Source organism: Paenibacillus sp. IHBB 3054 (assembly GCF_051594305.1).
Taxonomy (GTDB): Bacteria; Bacillota; Bacilli; order Paenibacillales; family Paenibacillaceae; genus Paenibacillus_AQ.
This window is the reverse complement of sequence record NZ_JBOFBG010000003.1, coordinates 255,179-271,783: the sequence shown is the minus strand read 5'-3', so window position 1 is coordinate 271,783 and position 16,605 is coordinate 255,179. Positions and strand designations below refer to the sequence as shown.

Here is a 16,605-nt window from a genome sequence, read left to right as displayed (position 1 = left end):
GGTGCAGCCGTTTTTTTTGATTTTTTAGTGAATGGTGATCTTAAGAGCGCAGATCCTCAAGCACACGTTGCAGAATAGATGCTGCTTGCGCGCGGGTCAGGGTGCCTCCAGGATTGAAGGTGTTGGCCCCTACTCCTTTCAGGTAGCCCTTGTCTACCGCGAAGGAGATTGCACCCTTGGCGGCGCCTGAGATCTTGCCTGTGTCCTTGAAGGTTAAGGCAGTACTGGAAGTACTGTCTGCACCTAAAGCTTCCGCAAGGATGATTGCAGATTCTTCACGAGTCAATACCTCACGAGATCCGCTCTCCTTGCTGCGGGACGACCAGGTATCTCCCTTGCCAAGCAAGCGGTCGAAGAGTGTCAATAGTTCGGCCCGGCTCAAGGTATCGGATGGCTTGAAACTGCCATCAGTGCCTTTGCCGGCTACGATGCCGTGAGCGGCCAGAATTTCAATATCTTCCTTGGCCCAGTGTGCGCCGATATCTTTGAAGCTTGTATTGCGTACGGCAGCGCTGTAGGTACCATCAGCGGTAATGGTAAATTGCAGCACCCCTTCTTTAGGAAGTGTGCCTGCCTGCAGATAAGCCCATTTTCCGTCAGCGTTTTGCTGATAGACCGCTGTCTTGCGGACATCCTTTAGGCCGTCTTTATTGAGAGCAAGCTGTAGAATGACAGGTTTTCCGGTAGTCCAGCCATTTTTGAGAATCAGAGTAGCAGAACTCAGGTCAATAGCTGTGGTGCTTCCCGCCAGGGTACCCGTATCGGCACCTTCGGCAAGACTAAGGCTCAGAGTAAGCCCGCTGCCGGAAATGAAGTCGGGAAGTGTAGCTGCTGGAACGACCAGCGTAAATCCAGTACCTGTGAGACTTAGCGCTTTGGCTGAAGACTTAAGCTTCTCAGCCTGAGCTGCGGTAAGAGTAAAACTCACTTGACCATATTTCGCAAAATCCACATCGCCGAGATCAAGCGAAACGGCTGTTTCGGATGCGTTTTGCAGGGCGGCAGTCAAAGCCGCCTCAGAAATGTTGAGCACAGCCGTCGGCTTGCCGCCAGCAGGATCAGCCTTTTCTACCAGCTGCCCGGACTTAAGCGATGTGCCGGCAACCGGAGCCGGTGTGGAGGCAGGTGAGCCAGGATTAGCTGGTGAGCCCGGATTGGTTGGTGTTTCGGGATTCGTTGGATTCGTTGGATTCGTTGGATTTGTTGGTGTCTCCGGGTTAGTCGGTGTTTCCGGATCGGTTGGTTTAACCGGATCGTTAACGGTCACCGTCACTGTAGAATAGCTTGACGGAACGTTATCCTGTTTCTTCTCATTCCAGGTGAGCAAATCATTCAGCTCAAAGGAATAGATCCCTGCAGTCTTAGGAGTGAAGGTGAACTGTACCAATGAGCCGGTACCACTATATGCTCCTCCCTCTAATTGAACTGCATAAGATGTCAACTTCAGTCCGTCGGCAGACGGGGTAGTCGTATCCGTTTGTAATAATGGAACCCCCGGGAACTTTTGCTCCTGGTACGTAGCGAGCTGTACGCTCGATGTAATTAGCGGTGCAGCAAGCTTTTCATCGTAGACGATGTTGACTCCGGCGCCGTTCACACCATAGACCGCATCCGTTGCCGAGAAATACACATCTACCGTAACCGTTTGACCGGTTTCGATGGTCTGTGCAGAGAGTTTAGGAGCAACAAGAACACCGCCATTGGTGTTGTATACCAGATGCTGGCTGTAATCCTCTTCAGCAGCACCATTACCCAGGGCATCGGTCACGTACACAATGTAATCATTAACGCCTTCACTGACCGGCACATCAATTTCGAAATAACCGTCAGGGGCGATAACTCCTGGGTAGGCAGATACTTCTCCGTTTTCATCTTCGGCAAGTGCATACACGCTGAAGAGAGAAGACACAGGTCTGGAGGTGGAAATCAGATCGGCCAAAAGGTCGGAGTCAATGGTTGCACTAATATTGGCCACTCTTGCATCATCAGGTGACTCCAGCTCATATTCCTCGACTGCGTATCCGGAAGAGAGCGGCTTCTCAGTATCTACTGTGAATGGAATGGCTTGATCGGTAAGCCAAAGGTTGCCTTGCAGAACAGGCGTGATATTGTAGTGCCCATCCGGCAGCACACTTACTTTAGAGGTTGCAGGATCTGTTACCGTTCCGCCCCAATCCAGGAATTCGTGCGCTCCCCGGTAGATGGTCCCTTGGGCGGAATACACATCACCGATTACAGTAGCCGGTGCATCTTGGGCCGTTACGGCAAACCGGATATTCGGCAGATCTTTGTTCACCGAGAAGTAGAAGCCTGTCTTATCGAACAGTCCGTCTCCATTTGGTGAAATTTCGGTATCATCCAGGCTGAGCTGGTTTACTGGATCCAGATTAAATTTGTCGCCTACCAGAACGTTGAGCGGGAGACGCAGAACCTCGCTTCCGGAGGTAAGCTTCAGAATACCTTCATAAGCTCCGTCCTGTGCTGTTGCGGAAACGCCCAGCACAACGGGAATATAACTGCTGTCTCCGCTTCCGGAGGTAATGACATTAGGTGCTGTGGACACCGAGATGTCACTAGGCTTGTTGGTCAGCCATTCAAGAGAAAGACTATAACTCTTTCCGCTGTCCTTGAAGTTTTCCACATAGACGGCTTTCGTCACGCTTGCACCTTTCGGCTGCAGGCCGAAGGACAGGGAACCCGCATAGTATGGAATTTCGGCAGAGCCTGGAAGGCCGCTGTAAAAAATCTCTCCTACCTTGGCGATAGAGCCTGCATCAACTGATTTCACCAGATTGATTAAACCTGCTCCTTGCTGATAGAGGGAATAAGAGCTGCCGCCCCGGGCAAATATAGGGTCAGCATTATTCATCAGCAGTGATTTGATCTGGTCCGGTGCAAGATCCGGGTATTTACCCAATAACAGGGCAACGGCTCCAACCACATGCGGAGTTGCCATACTTGTTCCTTGCTTCAGACCGAAGGCGTTATCATACGTCTCGTCCGTGCTCTCCCAAATAGGTACGGTGGAATTAATGCTTACACCGGGAGCAACTACATCCGGCTTCAGCAAATAGTCTGGCAATCCGGGGCCGGTAGAGCTGAAATCGGCCAGCTGATTCTTTTCAGCTACGGGAACATAGCTGATTGATTTTCTGCTCGCGTTCAGCTCATCCTTGATCTTTTTGCCGTTCTCCTGATTGATGCCGAAAGTAGGAATATAGTCTCCGGGTGCTCCTAAAGTGGCGTTCAATTCACCGGTGGTATTGTTGGCAATCAACAGAACCTTGGCACCGGCAGCTTTGGCATTCAGCGATTTCGCGCCGAAGTTGATCTGTCCGCGGTCCACTAGTACTGCCTTGCCGGTAACATCGACATTTGCGAAGTCAGCCTCAGTGCCCAGGCCGGCATAAACGATCGTCAAGTCCGAGATATCTTCAGTCAATTCCGGGGAGTATGTGGAAATCAGGCCAGGGATATCATTGAGATTACCAATATCAAAAAAAGGAATGGTGACCGGAATAGTGGAGGCGCCGACCGTAAGCGCCAGCTGTGCGCCGCCAGGGGAGCCGAGCGTCGATTCGTCCGGACCGGCGTTACCGGCAGCAATAATGACATCTACACCGGATTTCACGGCATTGTCAATCGCAATCGAATCGGCAGAATAACTTTGGTTCATGCTGGAGCCCAGTGAAAGGTTGATGACATCCGCACCGTCCTGAACGGCGCGTTCGATTCCGGCGATGACATCTGCTGTTGTGCCGCTGCCATATGGACCAAGCACACGATACACATATAAATCCGCTTCAGGCGCTATATCGAGAATGGTGCCCGATACATGTGTGCCATGCGAGGTATCATAAGAGCTGGTGCCCTTAGGCGGTTTGGTGGGATCGGGCTCTGTTTCGTATGGATCGTTATCCTTATCCACCGCATCATAGCCGCCCTTATAATTATCCTTCAGGAGCGGGTGCTTATAATCAATACCGGTATCAACAACGGCAACCTGAACGCCTTTGCCGGTGTAACCCTGCTCATGAAGCTTGTCTGCTCCAATCAGTTCTCCGGTATCAGAGTAGCTGCGAGTTGCCGGGAGAGTGGCAGTGTCAGTGCTGTCTGCGAGCGCGTGGACTTCATCATTCGGATAGATAGCCGCCACTCCAGGCAGCTTGAGCAGTTTGTCTACCTGATTTCCCGGCAAAGTCACTGAATATCCGTTAAATATGTCGCTGTATTCATTTTCAATAGCAGCTCCGAGCTGTCTTGCTGCAGTTTTGAAAGAGTTGTGTTCGGTAAGGATTTTGCTTCGTTGAGAGGTGGAGGAACGCGCAGCCGAGGTTTTGGCTTCACTCTCGTATACATTGACCGGCTTATGGGTCAGTTCAACAATCACTGTAACAGGAGCTGATCCGGTATTTACTCCCGCATAATTTTGCGGGATCACCTTCTGGGCCTGTTCTAGGGTTGTTTGGGCAGATAGCCCTGAGGATGACTCAAGGGATGAGTTCGCAAAGGCAGAAACAGGAAACAATAGAGAAGCGGCCAAGCTGAAACTTGCTGCGCCAATACCAAATCTTTGAATGGAATGCCTTAATGGTTGTTTCAAAATAGCTTCATCCTCCCAAACATGAATTTAACTGCCGTGTGATTGCTGTCCTCCTTCTAAAAAATGGAATATAAATGAAAATTACATTTATTCTACAGGTTTAATCCGAAATAGAATATAGCCCTTTTGTACCATATTACGGTGAAGTTGGACCCGCATTTAAATTCCAGCCGGATAGTAGAATAAATAACAGCAGAAGCATAAAATAGGCTTGCCTGAGACAACCTAACCAAGCATCCAGTGTTATAAATTAAAGGCGAGAGCAGGGATATAATGTCGGAGAGATCTATATTAGCCTACTTCAAGGCTCCCGAGGAAGCCGAGGGCGTCTCCCGCAAGCTTCAGGCGCTACGAGTTAGCGAGCTGTCCATTGACCGTTTCAGCAGATTTGGCGGAAACGGGCTGCAGGCAAGCGTGAATCCGGTGACCGGCAATCTGGCAAGTATGGATTCCATGACCTCTGTCAACCCGCACACAGGTATTTTGTCTGCAGCGCATACAAGCGGCAGCGGCATGAGCCACGGCGGTGACGGCGGACCGACAGGCCGGAATATTTTGCTGACAGTTATCGTGGACCAGAATTCCTATAACCAGGCATTGACTATAATCGAAGAGGCCGGCGGAATGGTCTAAGTCTTGACACATCAATACAAATCAGGAGGATGGACAACCGATGGATAGAGAAAACTCAAAGATCTTCTCTAAAACAGACAAGCAGAAGATGCTCTACGAAGCGAAATTGGAAGATGTGGAGTTCTCGGCGGCGGAAGCGGATCAGGATGATCTGGAGGCACTTGAGCGGTCACAGGAAGCCGATAAACGTCAGCTGCACGAAATTATGAAGAAGGAATAGCTGACAGGGGTACAGTACGAAGCGTATTAAATGAAGCGAAATGAATGGCAAAGCTGCTACATCGGGATGCCCCACCAGTGTGGGGCATTTTTGCGCGAAACGGCAGCTTCTCCGGAATCCCCTGGTTAAATCAAATGGATAAAAGGGAGGCTGAAGATTCAAAAAAGTAAAGACTTAACATGTACATACAAGTGGCTTATGTTATAATGACTTGTATTACTCTATATAAGTAGCCTGAGGTGTACCATGACGGATAAACCGATACCGAAATATATGCAGCTAAAGGGTGAACTGCTGTCCTGGATGGAGTCCGGGCGGCTGAAGCCGGATGACCAGATCCCATCCGAGAATGAAATTGCCGTACAATTCGGGATGAGCCGACAGACGGTTCGCCAAGCGCTTGGCCAACTGGAGAAGGAAGGCTGGCTGTACCGCCTGCAAGGGAAGGGAACTTTTGTTGCCCGGCAGGAAACGCGGCCGCTGCAGACCAGCAGTATGATTGGCATGATGACGACACATATTTCTGATTATATCTTTCCTCATCTTGTACGCGGCGCAGAAGCGCAGCTTCGCGGCAGCGGATACAGCATGATGCTGTCGAGCACCGACAATGACAAGAATAAGGAGCGGGAGAACCTGGAGATGCTGTTGGGCCAGCCGTTCAAGGGACTGATTATTGAGCCGACCAAAAGCGCACAGGGCAATCCCAATCTGCCGCTGTTTCTGGCGCTTGAAATTCACCGTATTCCGTTCATCATGATCAATGAGCGGTATCCCGAGCTGCATTGTCCCTGCCTGAAGCTGGATGACGAAGCAGGGGGATTTATGGCTGCGGAGCATCTGATTGAGCTGGGCCACCGGGAGATTGCCGGGTTTTTCAAGACAGACGATCTCCAGGGTGCCAACCGGTTAAAGGGGTTTACACGGGCGCTGCACAAACACCGCCTTCCCCTGGGAGCGGATACCGTGACCCATTATACGAGCGAACAGAAGCATAGCGTGCCTTATGAAGCGGCATTAAAAATGCTGCAGGGATGCCAGCGGCCTACAGCCTTCGTCTGCTACAATGACGAGCTGGCAGTACTGCTGCTGGAGGCCGCGCGCCAGACGGGATTAAGCGTGCCCGACGATCTGTCGATTATCGGCTTCGACGATTCAACGCTGGCGATGGCGACAGAAGTGAAGCTGACCACCCTTAAACATCCGAAAGAGCTAATGGGTATAGAGGCAGCCAACATGCTGATTGACATGATTGAGCATAAAAGTGCGGAGCCGCCGAAGGACAGGATTTATAAGCCGGAGCTTGTTCTGAGAAGCTCAACGAAACGGCTGGAACAGTTAGACCGCAGTTGAATAACAGTAACGGAAGTCCGCACAGGGTGCGGGCTTTTTTTCGTATTTAAGTTTATCTGGAATTTAATGAATGTATGTGTGCGGGTTGTTGTTGAGAATGGTTATCACTATAATGGTTTAAAATGACTATATCAAAGGAAGTGCCGGAATCAATGGAATGGAATGAACATCTGCTGGTGTGGAACCATGCGTCCGTCAAAGTGATGGATGTTCGCCGGGTGAGAATAGAGGCAGGGGAAGAACTGTATTCTTACCGCCTGCCAGCCAGCGCTTTTATCTATGTCATTGAAGGAGAAGCGAAGGTATGTATTGAAGGAACGCTCCTTGCGGTCAGCGGTGCTTATGCTCTTCATGGAGGCAAGGGCATGCGGTTAGACATCGTGGTGGAAAGCGGAGCGAGTTTTGAATATTATCTGATACTATACAAAGCCGTGATTCCTGTGCCCGGGAGGAACGATATCCAGCAAATTATGGAGCGCAGCAGTCCCTTTCAGCGGCAGTATGGGGTGCAGACCACTCACAAACCGATGCTGTTCAACACGGCCCGGGAGATGGAAACCATATGGAAATCCAATGAAGGACTGGGGCGTTTGTACGTAAAGTCGCTGCTCTACAGGTTCGTTTATGAACTGCTGAAGCATCTGCAGCTTACGGAGCATACCGCGGCCAAGACAGATCTGGCTGAGCAGGCCAAACGTTATATCCTTGAACAATACAGACACTCAGTCACACTGAAAAGCACTGCTCAAGCTCTCGGGTGCAGTCAGGGGCATTTATCCAAGCTGTTTAAGAATAAGGTGGGTGAGAGTCCCATGCGGTTCTTAACACGTGTGAGGGTAGAGAAAGCGTCGCAGCTGCTGCTCAAAACAGAAGCGAATCTGCAGGGGATTGCAGAAAGTGTGGGTTATCCGGATGGTTATACGCTCAGCCGCAGCTTCAAAAAGCATATGGGTATCTCGCCCTCCAAGTTTAGATCAGAAGGACTTCAGACAGCCGTAAATGAAGATATGCCATCCCCGGAGCAAGGATATGCCATTCAAATGGATGAGTTTTGGTCTTATATTGATAATGATTATCATAATCAACGAGTGGAAGGGGATCATTTTCAGATGAGACAAAAGAAAAAAACAATGGCCGCCACAGCGATGCTGTGTATGGCCTTGCTGCTTAGCGCCTGCTCAGGCGGTTCGGCCGCCACGGGTAATGCAACAACTGGAGGGAACGCGCTGGAGGGGGCGGGAAGCGGCGGATCTGCTACTTCTGCACCTGAGGATGTGGCGGACACCGGAACACGGACAATAACCACTGTACTTGGTGATGTAGAAGTGCCTGCCAATCCGCAGCGTGTGCTGGTCCAATACTTGATGGGTGATGTGATTGCTCTGGGTGTGCAGCCCGTTGGGATTTCAGAGGCGTATGATGGTGCGGCTTTTAAGGAAGAGGTCAAGGAAAGCACCGATCTGGGGCACTGGGCTGAGTGGGACATGGAAGCCGTCATGAAGCTGGACCCTGATCTGATTATCACGGCTGGTGAGGAGCAGGCCAAAGAGATGTCCAAAATCGCTCCGGCTATCTATGTGCCTTACGGGGAGATTACCCAGGAAGAAAGAGTAAGGCTGATTGGACAAGCACTCAATAAAGAGAATGAAGCCGAGCAGGTGCTTGCGGATTATGATCAGAATGTAAAAGAATCTGTCCAGAAGCTACTGGATGCCGGCTTTGGTGAAAAAACGATTTCTGTATTTGAAGGCGGTAATGATTCCATGACAGTCATGGGCAAATTGTTCGGAGCAGGCAGGATTGTCTACGATGTGCTCTCACTGAAAGCGCCAAAAGGTGTGCAAACGGGAATTATCGATAAGAACACTTATTCTGAATCGGTATCCCTCGAGGTGCTTCCCGAATATGCAGGGGACTATATCATTCGCAATACCTATGATGGCATGGATGATTTGAGCCAAAATCAGGTATGGAGCTCTCTGCCGGCTATCCAGAACCATCATCTGATCGAGATGGAATTCGGCTTAAGCTATTATACCGACATTTATTCCGCTAAGGCGCAGGTTAACTTTATTGTAAATGCACTGCTGGATTCTCCGCAGTCATAACAGCTTAGCCCACAGGCTTCGGCCGGTGGGCTCTTAACTATGAAGCTGTGAGAGACAGCAAATTACTGATGAAGGACGAAGGGTATGATGAAAGATGTGGATACAGATACATATGGAAAAAAAAGGGGGATGTCCTTTTCACTGCTGATGGCCGCAGGGTTCTTGACGCTCGTGCTGGTTGTGGCTGCTTCCATTTCCTTCGGATCTGCTGATATGCAGCTGCATACAGCTTGGGCGGCGATTTTTAATTTCGATCCCGCTAAAACGGAGCACCAGATCATTCACAACCTGCGGTTTCCACGTACGGTTGCGGATGTTATCGTCGGCTGCAGCCTGGCGATGACAGGAGCGATTATGCAGGGCACTACCAGAAATCCGCTGGCCGATTCGGGACTGATGGGCATCAGCTCTGGTGCGGGACTGGCAATGGCGCTTTGCATGGCTTTTTTGCCGGACCGTACTTATGCACAGACTATGCTATATGCCTGTCTTGGGGCAGGTGCAGCAACAGGGCTGACCTATGGAGTCGCTTCTTTAAGCAAAAGGGGGATGACCCCGCAGCGGCTTGTACTGGCGGGAATGTCGGTATCCATGCTATTTGCCGCGTTTAGCAGCTTTGTCGCCATTAAATACAACATCGGACAGGCCCTTACGTTTTGGACGGCCGGAGGGACAGCCAGCACCACATGGAAAGAGCTAAGCATTATCTCGCCGCTGTTTGCCGTCGGCGTGCTGGCTGCTATTGCTTTGGCCCCTTCGGTTACGCTGCTGAGTCTGGGAGATGATGTTGCGTCCGGGTTGGGGCTGCCAACCGGGCGGATCAAGGGGATTGCCACACTTATTGTGCTTGTGCTGACCGGATTGTCGGTATTGATCGTCGGCCCCATCAGCTTCGTGGGCCTGATTATCCCGCATGTAGTCCGCTATATGGCGGGTGTGGATTACCGTTACATTATTCCGCTGTCCGGGCTTTACGGAGCGACCTTCATGGTGGGGGCTGATTTGTTCGGCCGGCTCATTAACCGCCCAAATGAAACGCCTGTAGGGATTATTTTTGCAATCATCGGCGTTCCCGTTTTCCTCTATCTGTCACGCCGGCAAAAGGGGGAATTAGGATGAAGCAGCGTGCTTATACCGTTTCCCGGGGAATTGGTTTATGCCTTCTACTAGTAGTACTGGTCATTCTGATTGTGGTGATAGGAATGAATTCGGGCCAAATGAACCTGTCTCCCATGGAGGTGCTGCGTGTACTGCTGCTGAAAGGAACAGACAAGCAGAATCTGATTGTCTTCGAATTCAGGCTGCCGCGGATCGTGCTTTGTATACTGGTTGGCATCGGAATGGGCGTTGCTGGGTCTATCATGCAAAGTTTGCTGAGGAACGACATGGCTAGTCCGGGAACGCTGGGTATCAGTTCCGGGTCCGGGCTGTTTGTGCTTATCTATATCGCGATTTTCTCCGTTAAAGGTGTTTCCTCGGCGATTGCGCTGCCAGTGCTGGCTTTTATCGGAGGCATGACTGCAGCGGTGCTGATCTTCTTGCTGTCCTACCGCCGGGGCAGGGAGATATCCCCCACTGGATTAATCCTTACGGGGGTAGCCATGTCAAGCGGCTATGGAGCGCTGTCGCTGATGATTACACTCCGGCTGGATCATACTCAGTTCGAATTTGCCCAGCGCTGGATGGCGGGCAGCCTCTGGGGTGATGACTGGAAATATATTTCGGTGTTGGCCCCATGGACAGTGCTGCTGGTGGGCTATGCGGTTTACAAGTCGCGGATTCTAAATACACTCAATCTTGGCAATGAGACAGCGACGGGCTTAGGGCTTGCGGTAAAACCGGAATTTCTTGGACTTACTCTGGCTTCAGTAGCGCTCTCCTCCGGAAGTGTGGCTCTGGGCGGCAATTTTTTCTTTGTCGGTCTGATTAGCCCCCATCTGGCGCGCAGGCTGGTTGGCCCGAACCACAAGCTTCTCCTCCCGGCCTCGGCGCTGACCGGGACGCTGGTGGTACTTATTGCGGACACAATTACCCGCACGGTCAGTTTCGGAACAGATATACCGACCGGCATCATCATCACTATGCTGAGTACACCTTATTTTTTGTATTTGCTGGCCAGGTCAGAATAAACAATGGGAGATGCGGGAAGACAGGCTTCTATCATCCGATACTAGGATGATGAAGTCTGTTTTTTATTTGTATGTACCTATTCTCCGTTTTATTAAAAAACTATAGATTAATTGTACGTACAAGTGTATAATGAGGTGGCAAAGCAAAAGAACGATCATACCTAAGACCATAGGGAGGATTACGAATGTTGGAGCAATTGAAACAAGAGGTACTGGAAGCCAATATTGACCTGCCCCGTTACAACTTGGTAACGTTTACATGGGGGAATGTCAGCGGCATTGACCGGGAAAAGGGACTGGTGGTTATTAAGCCGAGCGGTGTGGAGTATGACAAGCTGCGCCGGGACGACATGGTTGTGCTTGATCTGGAAGGCAATATTGTTGAAGGCAGCTACCGCCCTTCTTCTGATACAGCTACTCATTTGGTGCTATACAAGGCATTTCCGAACATCGGCGGCATTGTCCATACCCATTCACCATGGGCAACCGGCTGGGCACAGGCAGGCAGAGGCATTCCGGCGCTCGGAACCACCCATGCCGATTATTACTACGGTGAAGTTCCCTGCACCCGCCCGATGACAGACGAGGAAATCAAAGGTGCGTATGAGCTGGAGACCGGTAATGTGATCGTGGAGACATTCAAGGATCTGAATCCGGACATGATTCCGGGTGTGCTTGTACATTGCCATGCTCCCTTCAACTGGGGGAAAGATCCGCATAATGCGGTTCATAACGCTGTAGTCCTTGAGGAAGTTGCGAAGATGGCAACACAGACCTTCCAGCTGAACCCGAATGTGCAGCCGATGAGCCAGACGCTGCTCGACCGTCACTTCCTGCGCAAGCATGGAGCAAATGCCTATTACGGCCAAAGCTAATTACTATATATAAAGGAGAATTCGTACATGAGTAAAAAATATGCAATCGGCGTCGACTACGGAACCCAATCCGGACGCGCTGTGCTGGTAGATCTGGCCGACGGAACGGAAGTCGCGGATCATGTAACGCCTTATCCGCATCACGTGATTGACGAGATTCTGCCGGGAACCGGCAAAAAACTGGAATATGACTGGGCGCTGCAGCATCCGGCAGACTACATTGAAGTATTGAAGCGTTCGGTGCCAGAGGTAATCCGTGAGTCCGGCATTGATCCTGCGGATGTCGTAGGTCTTGGCATAGATTTTACCGCTTGTACGATGCTTCCGGTTAATGAACAAGGACAGCCGCTCTGCCTGCTTCCTGAATATCAGGAGAACCCGCATAGCTGGACGAAGCTGTGGAAGCATCATGCCGCACAGCATGAAGCGAATGAAATCAACCGCATCGCCGCTGAACGCGGTGAGAAATGGCTGCCGCGCTACGGCGGCAAAATCTCCTCCGAATGGATGATGGCCAAGATCTGGCAAATCCTGGACGAAGCGCCTGAAATCTATGATGCGGCTGATCAGTTCCTGGAAGCTACCGACTGGGTGATCTCGCAAATGACCGGCAACATTGTACGCAACAGCTGTACGGCTGGTTATAAGGCCATCTGGCATAAAGCGGACGGATATCCGGACAAGGAGTTCTTCAAAGCGCTTGATCCGCGCCTCGAGAACTTGACCGAAACGAAGCTGCGCGGGGATATCGTTCCCCTGGGAACGAAAGCCGGGGAACTGACTGCCGAAATGGCTCAGCAAATCGGCCTCGTGGCAGGTACGGCCGTGGCCGTCGGCAACGTGGATGCTCATGCCGCTGTACCCGCTGTAGGTGTAGTTACCCCGGGCAAACTGGTAATGTCCATGGGTACCTCAATCTGCCATATGGTCCTGGGTGATACCGAACGAGAAGTTGAAGGCATGTGCGGTGTGGTGGAAGACGGAATCATTCCGGGATATTACGGGTATGAGGCTGGACAATCCGCTGTTGGCGATATTTTTGAATGGTATGTGGAAGAAGCGGTCCCTGCCTATGCGAAAGAAGCTGCGGCGGAAGAAGGCGTAAACATCCATACTTGGCTGGAAGCACGGGCTGCGGCCTACAAGCCGGGCCAAACCGGACTTCTCGCACTGGACTGGTGGAACGGCAACCGCTCCGTACTTGTGGATACCAACCTGACCGGACTGCTGCTTGGCTGCACGCTGCTGACCAAACCGGAAGAAATTTACCGCACGCTGCTTGAAGCTACAGCTTTCGGCACACGCAAGATCGTGGATGCATTCCACGGAAACGGTGTAGCCGTTGATGTACTGTATGCCTGCGGCGGACTTCCGCAAAAGAACCGCCTGCTGATGCAGATCTACGCGGACGTTACCAACCGGGAAATTAAAGTGGCAGCAAGCAAGCAGACGCCTGCGCTCGGCGCGGCAATGTTCGGAGCAGTTGCAGCCGGTGCTCAAAAAGGCGGTTACGATTCTATCGTAGAAGCGGCAGAAAAAATGGCCCGTATCCGCGAAGAATCCTATGTTCCAATTCCGGAAAACGTAGCAGTCTACGAAAAGCTGTATCAGGAATATTCCAGACTGCATGACTATTTCGGCCGCGGCGAGAACAATGTCATGAAGCATCTTAAGGCGATTAAAGAGGATGTTACGGAATAGTATGTTGATACATTCGAAGTCAGTTTGGTAATAAATCATTCAGTGAAGTTACGTACACAACACTTTAGGAGGTAATTACATGTTATCCATTAAACCTTATCAATTCTGGTTCGTAACCGGAAGTCAGCATTTGTATGGCCCTGAAACGATCGAGGAAGTAGCGGAGCACTCCCGCCAAATTACCGCAGGCCTTAACTCGGACGACGCGGTTCCTTTTGAAATAGTATTCAAACCGGTTCTGACTACAGCGGACGAAATCCGCAAGCTGGCAATTGCTGCGAACAGCGATGAGAACTGCGGAGGGATCATCACCTGGATGCACACCTTCTCCCCGGCCAAAATGTGGATCGCAGGTTTGTCGCAGCTCCACAAGCCGTTGCTGCACCTGGCAACCCAATTTAACCGTGATATTCCATGGGATTCCATCGACATGGATTTCATGAACACAAACCAGTCGGCACACGGCGACCGCGAATACGGCTTCATTGGCGCGCGTATGGGCATTGCCCGTAAAGTGGTTGTCGGCTACTGGGAAGACAGTGAAGTTAGAGGCCGCATCGGCGGCTGGATGAACACCGCTGCTGCCTTCAATGAGAGCCAAACGCTGAAGGTTGCCAGATTCGGCGACAACATGCGCTCGGTGGCTGTAACCGAAGGTGATAAGGTAGAAGCACAAATCAAGCTGGGCTGGACCGTTGACGGCTATGGTGTAGGTGACCTCGTGGAACGTGTGGATGCCGTTACCGAAGCACAGATCGACGATTTGATGGCAGAATACGCGAAGGCGTATGACTTTGCGCAAGGCGGAGATCAGGATGGACCTGTGCGTGAATCCATTCGTTATCAGGCCCGGATTGAGCTGGGGATGAAAGCTTTCCTGGAAGAAGGCGGATATACAGCTTTCATTACTACTTTTGAAGATCTGCATGGACTGAAGCAGCTTCCGGGTCTTGCTGTACAGCGCCTGATGGAGCAGGGCTACGGCTTTGCCGGAGAAGGCGACTGGAAGACAGCGGCGCTTGTCCGCCTGATGAAGATTATCGCCGGCAACAAAGGCACCTCCTTCATGGAAGATTACACGTATCACCTTGATCCGGCCAATGAGCTGGTGCTTGGATCGCACATGCTGGAGGTCTGCCCGACCATTGCTGTCGACAAGCCGAAGCTTGAAGTGCACCCGCTCGGTATCGGCGGCAAAGAGGATCCGGCCCGCATGGTCTTCAACGGACGTTCCGGTGCAGCGCTGAATGCCTCGATCATCGACATGGGCAACCGTTTCCGTCTGCTTGTGAACGAAGTGGAAGGCGTTGAGCCTACCGAAGCTATGCCGAACCTGCCGGTTGCCCGTGTATTGTGGAAAGTGCAGCCAAGCCTGAAGGCAGGCGTGGAAGCCTGGATTCTGGCCGGCGGTGCGCATCATACCGGATTCTCGTATGTGGTGACTACAGAGCAACTGATTGATTTCGCCGAAATGGTTGGCATCGAATGTGTGGTCATCGACAAAGATACCAATACACGATCCTTCCGCAATGAACTGCGCCTGAACGATATCGCTTGGAAGCTGCTCTAATTCTCTCTATATTCGTGTGATGACAAGAAACGGGTACCGCGCTCGATCAGAGTGCGGTACGTCCGTTTCTTCCTGTATATTGGACTTCTGATAAAATGTATAAGGAAGCCTTTGCTAACAAAACTTTTAGGAGGAATTCGATATGAGCAGCATACTGGATAATATAAAGGCAGCCGCAGCTGAAATAGAAGGAGGGGCAGCTTTTGCTCTTCCGCAGGTTATTCATGTAGAACCGGGTGCCCTGCAGCAGGTCATTCCTTATGTGGCCGCACAGGGCTGGGAACGGCCGGTGCTTGTGGCAGATGAACATACACTGAAAGTAGCGGGAGCAAGTCTGGAGCTGGCGTGCAGGGAAGCCGGGATTTCGGTCCACACCACCTTGGTGCTGCCCAATGCGCAGGGCGATGTTATTGCAGATGAAGCCTCTGTAGTGCAGGTGCTGTTGGATATTCAAAAAGTTAAAGCAGATTCCGTCATCGTGGCAGGCTCGGGCACACTGCATGATGTGGCGCGTTATGCGGCTTATACAGCAGCCATTCCCTTTGTGTCGGTCCCAACGGCTCCTTCGGTAGACGGCTTCACCTCGAACGGCTCGCCGCTGATTATCCGCGGCAACAAGATAACGATTCCTGCGGCCGGTCCAGTCGCTATCTTCGCCGATACAGAGCTGCTGCGCAAGGCGCCGGCTCCCATGGTGGCGGCAGGCTTTGGCGATATGCTGGGCAAATACACCTCGTTGTTCGACTGGAAATTCGGCCGCCTGACGGCTGACGAGCCGTATGCTCCGGCGGTTGCCGCCATTACCGAAAAGGCGTTGTTGGCCTGCGTAAATCATGCAGAGGAGATCGGGAATCATACCGAACTGGGAATCCGTGTACTGACCGAAGCGCTGATTGAATCAGGCCTGGCAATCCTGCTGTTTGGGCAATCCCATTCGGCATCCGGTGCAGAACATCATCTGTCCCATTATTGGGAGATGGAGTACATCCGCACCGGACGTAGACAACTGCTGCATGGCGCCAAGGTAGGTGTGGCCTGTGCGGAAATTTCCGCGCTGTACCATGAGCTGGCGGATACGCAGGGTTTGGCGGACAAGGATCAGTGGGCTCAGGTGCTTAAGGAAATCAGCGGACTTCCTTCACCGGAAATGTTGCGCGGCCTGTTGCGCACTGTACATGGACCCTCTACCTTGGAAGAGCTTGGTGTGGATGCTGATCTGCTGCGCCGCAGTCTGCAGGAAGCGCATTTCATCCGGATGAACCGTCATACCCTGTTGCGGGCACGCAATGAAGGCAAGATTGCGGGAGCTGCTGCGGAATAGACAGGTTATGTTGAAGAATCTGGAGCAGATACTAACCTTCTGAAGATTTAAGTAAAACTTTAGGAGGACTTAATACTGTTTTAAGCTTGGGA

11 protein-coding genes are annotated in these 16,605 nt (G+C 51.5%); 10 read left to right on the top strand and 1 reads right to left on the bottom strand.

Going from position 1 to position 16,605, the window contains the following annotated elements:
* Positions 1-40: 40 nt before the first annotated feature.
* The gene (locus ACQ76X_RS06630) at positions 41-4,603 is read right to left on the bottom strand and encodes a S8 family serine peptidase (protein ID WP_438492422.1); all 4,563 of its coding nucleotides are present in this window, start codon (positions 4,601-4,603) and stop codon (positions 41-43) included.
* Positions 4,604-4,876: 273 nt separating this feature from the next.
* Between ACQ76X_RS06630 and ACQ76X_RS06625 the strand changes: the two genes are divergently transcribed.
* From ACQ76X_RS06625 to ACQ76X_RS06580, 10 genes are all read left to right on the top strand, one after another.
* Complete coding sequence (locus ACQ76X_RS06625) at positions 4,877-5,236, top strand: hypothetical protein (protein WP_438492421.1); 360 nt, start codon at positions 4,877-4,879, stop codon at positions 5,234-5,236.
* Between the two features lie 40 nt (positions 5,237-5,276).
* On the top strand, positions 5,277-5,456 hold the full coding sequence (locus ACQ76X_RS06620) for a YfhD family protein (protein WP_038595479.1): 180 nt from the start codon (positions 5,277-5,279) through the stop codon (positions 5,454-5,456).
* 246 nt (positions 5,457-5,702) lie between these two features.
* Entirely contained in the window at positions 5,703-6,809 is a 1,107-nt protein-coding gene (locus ACQ76X_RS06615; RefSeq protein WP_438492419.1) for a GntR family transcriptional regulator, read from the top strand.
* 152 nt (positions 6,810-6,961) lie between these two features.
* Positions 6,962-8,917: an ABC transporter substrate-binding protein gene (locus tag ACQ76X_RS06610; RefSeq protein WP_438492418.1), complete on the top strand. Its 1,956-nt coding sequence runs from the start codon at positions 6,962-6,964 to the stop codon at positions 8,915-8,917.
* Positions 8,918-9,046: 129 nt separating this feature from the next.
* Positions 9,047-10,036, top strand: a complete 990-nt coding sequence (locus tag ACQ76X_RS06605; RefSeq protein WP_438492485.1) for a FecCD family ABC transporter permease — start codon at positions 9,047-9,049, stop codon at positions 10,034-10,036.
* Entirely contained in the window at positions 10,033-11,046 is a 1,014-nt protein-coding gene (locus tag ACQ76X_RS06600; protein ID WP_438492416.1) for a FecCD family ABC transporter permease, read from the top strand. Before ACQ76X_RS06605 ends, ACQ76X_RS06600 begins: the two co-directional genes overlap by 4 nt.
* 185 nt (positions 11,047-11,231) lie before the next feature.
* The gene (araD, locus tag ACQ76X_RS06595) at positions 11,232-11,921 is read left to right on the top strand and encodes an L-ribulose-5-phosphate 4-epimerase (RefSeq protein WP_438492414.1); all 690 of its coding nucleotides are present in this window, start codon (positions 11,232-11,234) and stop codon (positions 11,919-11,921) included.
* Between the two features lie 27 nt (positions 11,922-11,948).
* Positions 11,949-13,622 carry a ribulokinase gene (locus tag ACQ76X_RS06590; protein ID WP_438492413.1) on the top strand — a complete coding sequence of 558 codons (1,674 nt, stop codon included), beginning with the start codon at positions 11,949-11,951 and terminating at the stop codon, positions 13,620-13,622.
* Between the two features lie 79 nt (positions 13,623-13,701).
* Complete coding sequence (gene araA / locus ACQ76X_RS06585; RefSeq protein ID WP_438492412.1) at positions 13,702-15,192, top strand: L-arabinose isomerase; 1,491 nt, start codon at positions 13,702-13,704, stop codon at positions 15,190-15,192.
* Positions 15,193-15,334: 142 nt separating this feature from the next.
* Positions 15,335-16,513, top strand: a complete 1,179-nt coding sequence (locus tag ACQ76X_RS06580; protein WP_438492410.1) for a sn-glycerol-1-phosphate dehydrogenase — start codon at positions 15,335-15,337, stop codon at positions 16,511-16,513.
* Positions 16,514-16,605: the final 92 nt, after the last annotated feature.

Bases quoted from the DNA above. Each gene is read 5' to 3' on its own strand.
- ACQ76X_RS06625 (WP_438492421.1), top strand. From the start codon at position 4,877: ATGTCGGAGAGATCTATATTAGCCTACTTCAAGGCTCCCGAGGAAGCC.
- ACQ76X_RS06620 (WP_038595479.1), top strand. From the start codon at position 5,277: ATGGATAGAGAAAACTCAAAGATCTTCTCTAAAACAGACAAGCAGAAG.
- ACQ76X_RS06615 (WP_438492419.1), top strand. From the start codon at position 5,703: ATGACGGATAAACCGATACCGAAATATATGCAGCTAAAGGGTGAACTG.
- ACQ76X_RS06610 (WP_438492418.1), top strand. From the start codon at position 6,962: ATGGAATGGAATGAACATCTGCTGGTGTGGAACCATGCGTCCGTCAAA.
- ACQ76X_RS06605 (WP_438492485.1), top strand. From the start codon at position 9,047: ATGTCCTTTTCACTGCTGATGGCCGCAGGGTTCTTGACGCTCGTGCTG.
- ACQ76X_RS06600 (WP_438492416.1), top strand. From the start codon at position 10,033: ATGAAGCAGCGTGCTTATACCGTTTCCCGGGGAATTGGTTTATGCCTT.
- araD (WP_438492414.1), top strand. From the start codon at position 11,232: ATGTTGGAGCAATTGAAACAAGAGGTACTGGAAGCCAATATTGACCTG.
- ACQ76X_RS06590 (WP_438492413.1), top strand. From the start codon at position 11,949: ATGAGTAAAAAATATGCAATCGGCGTCGACTACGGAACCCAATCCGGA.
- araA (WP_438492412.1), top strand. From the start codon at position 13,702: ATGTTATCCATTAAACCTTATCAATTCTGGTTCGTAACCGGAAGTCAG.
- ACQ76X_RS06580 (WP_438492410.1), top strand. From the start codon at position 15,335: ATGAGCAGCATACTGGATAATATAAAGGCAGCCGCAGCTGAAATAGAA.